General features: G+C 41.5%; 9 protein-coding genes. 6 read left to right on the forward strand and 3 right to left on the reverse strand.

Features of this window, described 5'->3' with window-relative positions:
* The 6 genes from AB5935_RS22840 to dnaG form a co-directional block, all read left to right on the forward strand.
* Positions 1-260 (forward strand): hypothetical protein (locus AB5935_RS22840; RefSeq protein WP_368327596.1); only part of this gene is annotated, 260 nt, incomplete at its 5' end.
* Positions 261-674: 414 nt separating this feature from the next.
* Complete coding sequence (locus AB5935_RS22845; RefSeq protein ID WP_007840770.1) at positions 675-923, forward strand: 2TM domain-containing protein; 249 nt, start codon at positions 675-677, stop codon at positions 921-923.
* A 29-nt stretch (positions 924-952) separates the two neighbouring features.
* The gene (locus AB5935_RS22850) at positions 953-1,540 is read left to right on the forward strand and encodes a hypothetical protein (protein WP_007840772.1); all 588 of its coding nucleotides are present in this window, start codon (positions 953-955) and stop codon (positions 1,538-1,540) included.
* Positions 1,541-1,550: 10 nt separating this feature from the next.
* Positions 1,551-1,841 (forward strand): winged helix-turn-helix domain-containing protein, encoded by a 291-nt coding sequence (locus AB5935_RS22855; RefSeq protein ID WP_007840774.1) that lies wholly within the window; start codon positions 1,551-1,553, stop codon positions 1,839-1,841.
* A gap of 243 nt (positions 1,842-2,084) precedes the next feature.
* Positions 2,085-3,086, forward strand: a complete 1,002-nt coding sequence (locus AB5935_RS22860; RefSeq protein ID WP_007833145.1) for a malate dehydrogenase — start codon at positions 2,085-2,087, stop codon at positions 3,084-3,086.
* A 77-nt stretch (positions 3,087-3,163) separates the two neighbouring features.
* The gene (gene dnaG, locus AB5935_RS22865; RefSeq protein ID WP_007833144.1) at positions 3,164-5,239 is read left to right on the forward strand and encodes a DNA primase; all 2,076 of its coding nucleotides are present in this window, start codon (positions 3,164-3,166) and stop codon (positions 5,237-5,239) included.
* Between the two features lie 15 nt (positions 5,240-5,254).
* Here the strand turns inward: dnaG and folE are convergent, their stop codons facing one another.
* From folE to tpiA, 3 genes are all read right to left on the reverse strand, one after another.
* Positions 5,255-5,848, reverse strand: a complete 594-nt coding sequence (gene folE, locus AB5935_RS22870) for a GTP cyclohydrolase I FolE (RefSeq protein ID WP_007833143.1) — start codon at positions 5,846-5,848, stop codon at positions 5,255-5,257.
* A 4-nt stretch (positions 5,849-5,852) separates the two neighbouring features.
* A complete protein-coding gene (locus AB5935_RS22875; protein WP_007848516.1) occupies positions 5,853-6,311 on the reverse strand; it encodes an SPOR domain-containing protein in 459 nt (152 codons plus the stop codon).
* 105 nt (positions 6,312-6,416) lie between these two features.
* Positions 6,417-7,172, reverse strand: coding sequence for a triose-phosphate isomerase (gene tpiA, locus AB5935_RS22880; RefSeq protein WP_007833141.1), 756 nt, complete (start codon positions 7,170-7,172; stop codon positions 6,417-6,419).
* Positions 7,173-7,260 lie beyond the last annotated feature (88 nt).

Genomic DNA, 7,260 nt, shown 5'->3' on the forward strand with positions numbered 1-7,260 from the left:
CGGATTCCCTGAAACTTTTTTGTAATACGCTGAATCACAGATGTGTTACAAAGAAGGTTTTTATAACGGAGGACACGAGAGAAAAAAGACAGACACATTATAATATTCGCACGCGCGTAAACAAAAACGGAAGAGCTGGAACTAAAGAAGGGGAAGGCGCGAGTCCGGAGGGGCAACCAAACACCGTAAGCCAGGACAGGGAAGGGAAGACAGCTACGGAAAACACAGGACGAGGTACGCAGCACACACAACTGAGTTAGCAAAAACAGATGCCAATGCTACCACTCTTGAAAAACTTTAGGAGGGAAAAAGCAGAGAAGAATTTCCTTGTTCAAGCACGTGCCAACAAAAGTCTGAATGTAAAATCCATAAAGAAGACTACATATTTTGCACTTCCCCCTCTACCACACATACACACTTGACAGTTATTATTTGAAAAAAGTTCTATGAAAATTTGGTTTATATTATAAACTATATTATATTTGTAAAGTAATTAAGTAAAATAAACTTTTATCATTCAACCTATAAAACATCATAACAATGAAAACAAACACAACATTTCACAAGAAACGTGCCACTATCCTGGCATGCGCCACACTAACTATTCCGAGATTTGCCACTGAAAATATAGCACAAACCACCGACTTTATATCACTATAATAAGAAATAAAGCTATGAAAACAAATCAGAACAACAAAAAAACCGTTCCAACTCAGGAACAAATCGAAGTAGTATGCCGGCAAAGAGCCCGTCATTTTTGGAATTGGCTCACTTGGTCATTAGTCTATTATGTGGTAATAAACCTGTTTCTTATAGCTATAAACTGGTTTACCAGTCCACACTACTGGTGGGTACTATGGGTGATAGCAGGCTGGGGAATCAGCTTGCTGATGACAGCCATAGAGAAAAGCATCAAATATTAATTAATCACAAACTAAAAAGAAAAAACAGTATGGAAGAAAGAAAATTGAATGAGAAAGAGAGTTTGGAACTCATCGCTCAAATGATTCAGAATACAAAAAACAGGCTAGAAACCAATTGTGGCATGCCGTTCCTTTTTTGGGGATATACCACTATCTTTGTCAGCCTACTGGTCTGGTTTCTGGTAGTAACTACCCGGAATTATTATTGGCAATACCTATGGTTCTTACTCCCCATCATCGCAGGAACAGGAACTTACCTTTCCACACGTAATCAGCAGCCGGGTATCAAGACTCATTTGGACAAAGTAATCAATTATATTTGGTTGGTATTCGGCATAACCGGCTTTCTGATATCCATGCTCGCCATGTTTTTCTGGCAACTTCCCATCCTATTCATGGTCCTTCTGCTGATGGGCATGGGAACTACACTAACAGGTCTGGTGATAGGTTATAAAACTGTCACTATTTGCGGCACACTGGGAGCATTAAGCTCCATCGGATGCCTTTTTTATCCAGGTCTAAACCAGATATTAATCTTCGCTCCTGTCTTTATTTTTATGATGGTTATTCCGGGACATGTGTTGAATCATGCTGCCCGTAAACAAAAAAAATCGTAACTTTGCGCCTATGTTCAAAGAATTGAATCCATTACTACATTCCGAACTGAGACTTGCCGTGATGTCCATACTGGTTTCAGTGGAAGAAGCCGAGTTCAGCTATCTGAAACAACAGACAGGAGCAACGGCAGGTAATCTGAGTGTGCAAATAGACAAGCTAAACAAGGCTGACTATGTAGAAGTCATCAAGACATTTAAAGGAAAAATGCCTTGTACCATTTGTAAGATTACACAAAAAGGGCTTGAAGCTTTTGAAGAATATGTAGATGCATTAAAAAGTTATATAAACATAAATACATAACAGATCATATCATTATTTGTTCCATCCACAAACCTGTTTGAATAAATACTGTTTAACATCTTGATTGACAGGCATTCTGAAATTCACCATCCTAGGATGATTATATGAGATAACTTTCTATTATCCCATATAATTTTTTAGAATAAACATCTTAATAAAAGGTTTTGTAAATTTGTACCCGGAAGAGAGAACATCCTCTCCCACAAAAGCGTTTATATTATACAAACTTTAAATAAAAGAATTATGGAATTTGTAACGAATGAAAAGCTGACAATCGTAGGTGCTGCCGGAATGATTGGCTCGAACATGGCTCAAACTGCTATTATGATGGGCCTTACTCCCAATATTTGTTTGTATGACCCATACGCTCCCGGTCTGGAAGGTGTGGCAGAAGAACTATACCATTGTGGTTTCGAAGGCATGAACATCACTTTCACTTCCGACATCAAGGAAGCTTTGACCGATGCTAAATATATTGTAAACTCAGGTGGTGCGGCACGTAAAGCCGGCATGACCCGTGAGGACTTGCTGAAAGGAAACGCAGCCATCGCTGAAGAATTCGGAAAAAATGTAAAGGCCTATTGTCCGGACGTAAAACATATCGTGGTTATTTTCAATCCGGCTGATATTACCGGTCTGATCACCTTATTATATTCAGGCCTGAAACCATCACAAGTTACAACTCTTGCCGCTCTTGACTCTACACGCTTGCGCAGCGAATTGTCCAAGCATTTCGGCATCGCCATGGATAATGTAGAAAACTGCCGCACGTATGGCGGTCATGGTGAGCAGATGGCTGTTTATGCTTCTACCGCTAAAGTAAACGGAAAAGCATTACTTGATATCATCGGCACTGATGCTTTGACAAAAGAACAATGGACTGAAATACAACAAAAAGTAACTAAAGGCGGTGCAAACATCATCAACCTGCGCGGCCGCTCTTCTTTCCAAAGCCCGTCATATGTTTCTATCGAAATGATTGCCGCCGCCATGGGAGGAAAGCCATTCCGCTGGCCTGCAGGTACTTACGTATCCAATGGTAAGTTCGACCATATCATGATGGCCTGGGAAACTTCTATCGCTAAGGATGGCTGCCACTTAAAAGAAGTGAAAGGCACGCCCGAAGAAGAAGCCGCATTAGAAAAAAGTTATGCACACCTTTGTGCTTTGCGTGATGAAGTGATTGCGATGGGAGTACTTCCTCCGGTTTCCGAATGGAACAAGCTGAATCCTAATATTAAATAATTCTGATTACAATATTCCGTTAAAAACATCGCCGGGTTCACCCTTGGCGATGTTTTTTTTGTATCTTCGCACTCGCAATGATAGACCAACCCACCATAGACCGGATACTGGATGCCGCACAAATTGTAGATGTGGTATCCGAGTTTGTCACTCTGCGGAAACGCGGTGTGAATTTTGTCGGACTTTGTCCATTCCATGATGACAAAACCCCTTCATTCTATGTATCACCGGCCAAAGGATTATGTAAATGCTTCGCCTGTGGAAAAGGTGGAAATGCTGTCCATTTCGTTATGGAACACGAACAGATGACCTATCCCGAAGCACTACGCTGGCTGGCCAAAAAATACAATATAGAAATAAAGGAACGCGAATTGACCGATGAGGAGAAACAAGTACAAAATATACGGGAAAGTCTCTTTGTAGTCAATGAGTTTGCCCGCGATTATTTTCAAAACATCCTCTACAACCACGCTGACGGAAAAGCCATTGCCATGTCTTATTTCCGCCAACGGGGCATTCGTGACGATATTGTCAAGAAATTCCAATTGGGATACAGCACTACCGCTTCTGACGCATTGGCACAAGAAGCCATGCGAAAAGGATATAAAAAAGAATTTCTGCTCAAGACCGGACTATGTTACGAAAAAGAAGATGGCAGTTTACGCGACCGTTTTTGGGGACGTGTGATATTTCCATGGTTTAACATCAGCGGAAAAGTGCTTGGCTTCGGTGGACGTGTACTGGACAGCCGTACCAAGGGAGTAAACCAAAAATACGTCAATTCGCCCGAATCCGAAATTTTCAGTAAACGAAAAGAACTATATGGCATTTATCAGGCTAAAGCTGCCATTGTAAAAGCCGACTGTGTTTACATGGTAGAAGGATACACCGATGTAATTGCCATGCACCAATGCGGGCTGGAGAATGTAGTGGCCAACTCGGGTACAGCATTGAGCGAACAACAAATCCGGTTGCTACACCGCTTCACCTCCAATATCACCCTATTATATGATGGTGACGAAGCCGGTATAAAAGCAAGCATCCGAGGTATCGATATGTTACTTGCAGAAGGCATGAATATCAAAGTGCTGCTTCTGCCTGACGGAGATGATCCCGATAGTTTTTCCAGAAAACACAATGCCACGGAATTCAGAAAATACATTGATGATCACGAAGAGAACTTTATCCGTTTCAAGACCAACCTTTTACTAAAAGATGCACAAAGGGACCCCATCAAACGGGCCGGATTGATATCGGACATGGCACGAAGTATCGGACTGATTCCGGATAAAGTAATTCGATATACCTGCTTGACAGAATGTGCTACCCTCTTGAACGTAAACGAGCAAATTATTTTAGACGAGATCAAAAAGCATCTGCTTCAACGGGATGATAACTATCTGGAACAAATCAAGAAAGAAAAAGACGCATCCGCCACTATCGGCTCTCTGCCTTCTGCCGATGCACCTTTTCCTGCCGGCAGCATACCTCCTGCCGATATGCCCCCCATAGAAGTAGATGATGATGTTCCCCCTCCGTTTCCTCCTGCAGAAGCAGAAGCGGGGTATCAATCGTATATTCCCCAAGAAGGACGGGAAAAGTACGTTTTTTATGTAAAAGAACAGTTACTGCTTCAAACTTTGATACGCCACGGAGAGAAAGTCATGTGCTATGTAGAAACGGAAGAAAATACGGAAACTCCGCTCACTGTGATAGAATATATTTCCATGGATTTGAAACAGGATGAATTACAGTTCCATAATCCGTTGCACCGGAAAATACTAGCAGAGGCAGAAGCTCATCTGCATGACTCCAACTTCACGGCAGAGCGTTATTTTCTGGCTCATCCCGACCCTACAATCAGCAAGCTGGCAGCAGATATGATAAATGATCGTTACCAATTGAGTAAAAGCAATTCACAAGCGATGGTCAAAGATGAAGAACGCTTACACGAACTAGTACCACACCAACTTATCGACTTCAAACTTGCCATTTTAGAAGAAGATATGAAATATACGCTGCAAGCATTGAACAAGCCTGAAGTAGCAGCCAATGCCGATAAATGCCTTGAAGTCATGGCCCACTTTAAAGAATTAAGTGAATTACAAAAAATTATGGCCAAGCGTGCCGGAGACCGGGTAGTATTAAAATAAAGGAGGCATAACTCCTTACCGGTTATGCCGTATCAAATCCATAAATTCCTCACGTGTTTTGGCTTGATTAAACGCACCTGTGAAATCAGAAGTAGTAGTAATGGCATTTTGTTTCTCTACCCCGCGCATCTGCATGCACATGTGCTTGGCTTCGACCACTACCATCACTCCCAGCGGATTCAAAGTTTCCTGAATACATTCTTTTATTTGCAATGTCATACGTTCCTGTACCTGCAACCGATGAGAAAACACATCAACTACCCGGGCAATCTTACTCAAACCGGTGATATAACCATTGGGAATATAAGCAACATGTGCCTTTCCATAGAACGGAAGCATATGGTGTTCGCACAAAGAGAAGAAATCAATATCTTTCACGATAACCATCTGACTATATTCTTCTTTGAATTTTGCTCCCAATAAAATGGCATGCGGATCTTGTTCATAACCGCGTGTCAATGTCAGCATAGCTTTGGCTACGCGCTCAGGAGTTTTCAGCAATCCTTCTCTTTCTACATCTTCACCCAATAGCGATAAAATACTCTGATAATGGCCTTTCAACTGTTCAATTTTCTCTGCTGACCATTCGGGATGCAATAGTTCTTCCATGTTATTAGTCCAGGGGAATATTAATTTGTTCACGAACAATAGATACTTCTTTAAAAACACCGGTAGCCTTCAGACGGCGCATAGCGGCATCCGCTTCCTCAATACTGCGGAAATCACCTACACGACACAGCCAACGAGGCGGCTGGAAATAGGCATAGACAGGCATATCGGGAAACTCTTCTTTCACCTTGGTAGCCACGTTATTAGCTTCATTACGAGCCACACGCGAATTATTTCCTGCATAGACCTGAACCCGATACCCTCTGGCTTTCAACATTTTCTGCTCACCTCCCGTAACATTCCCTGTATAGATACTACCAATCAAGCCTGTTATTTTAGGATCTTGATGGATGGTTACAGTACCTTCTCCGGCACGGTTACGTTGCAAGCTTTCTACTATGTTCTGCTGTGCCAAGGCGGAAAGTCCGAGACTTAAAAAGAGTAGGATAAAAATGTATCTCATGTCGTTTTATGAATTTAGGTAAATCATCACAGATTACTCAGATTCCCACAGACGATTTTATGATTCTTTATCTGTGTAAGCTTGAGTAATCTGTGATGAAATTAATTATTTGAATGCATCGATAATGCCTTTGAAATCAACAACTTTCAAAGCAGCACCACCAATCAAACCACCGTCTACATCAGGGTTAGCAAACAATTCTTTAGCATTAGAAGGCTTGCAGCTGCCACCATAAAGGATTGAAGTATTATCAGCAACTTCTTTACCATACTTGTCAGCAATCAAAGAACGGATAAACGCGTGGATTTCCTGAGCCTGTTCAGCAGTAGCAGTCTTACCTGTACCAATAGCCCAAACCGGTTCGTAAGCCAGGATAATCTTACTAAAATCTTCAGCAGACAAAGAGAATACCGATGCCAACTGAGCAGCAACCACTTCATTTTGTTTGTTAGCTTCACGCTCTTCCAATACCTCACCAATGCAGAAGATCGGCTTCAAATTATTAGCCAAAGCCAATTTAACTTTTTCTTCCAGAATTTCTACTGTTTCGTGATAGTAAGCACGACGTTCTGAGTGACCCAGGATTACATATTCAGCACCTGTAGAAGCAACCATTTCAGCAGAAACCTCACCGGTATATGCACCTGATACTTTATCTGCACAGTTTTCTGCACCTACACCAATTACAGCTTTGTCAACAATAGGAGTAACAGAAGCCAAGTGAATAAACGGAGTACAGATTACTACATCACAATTAGGTTTGTCAACAGCCAAAGCTTCATTCAATTCTTTTGCCAGAGCAATACCTTCCTGAAGGTTCTTGTTCATTTTCCAGTTTCCTGCAACAATGTTTTTTCTCATTTTGTTTATTTTACCTTAATTCCGCAACACTATTATAAATTAAACTTTTTAAGTACCTGAGCAACAAAAAGTTGCTCAGGATTTTGCC

Origin of the sequence: Phocaeicola sp. RTP21198st1_B8_RTP21198_201120 (genome assembly GCF_040929485.1) — a bacterium.
Lineage (GTDB): Bacteria > Bacteroidota > Bacteroidia > Bacteroidales > Bacteroidaceae > Phocaeicola > Phocaeicola dorei.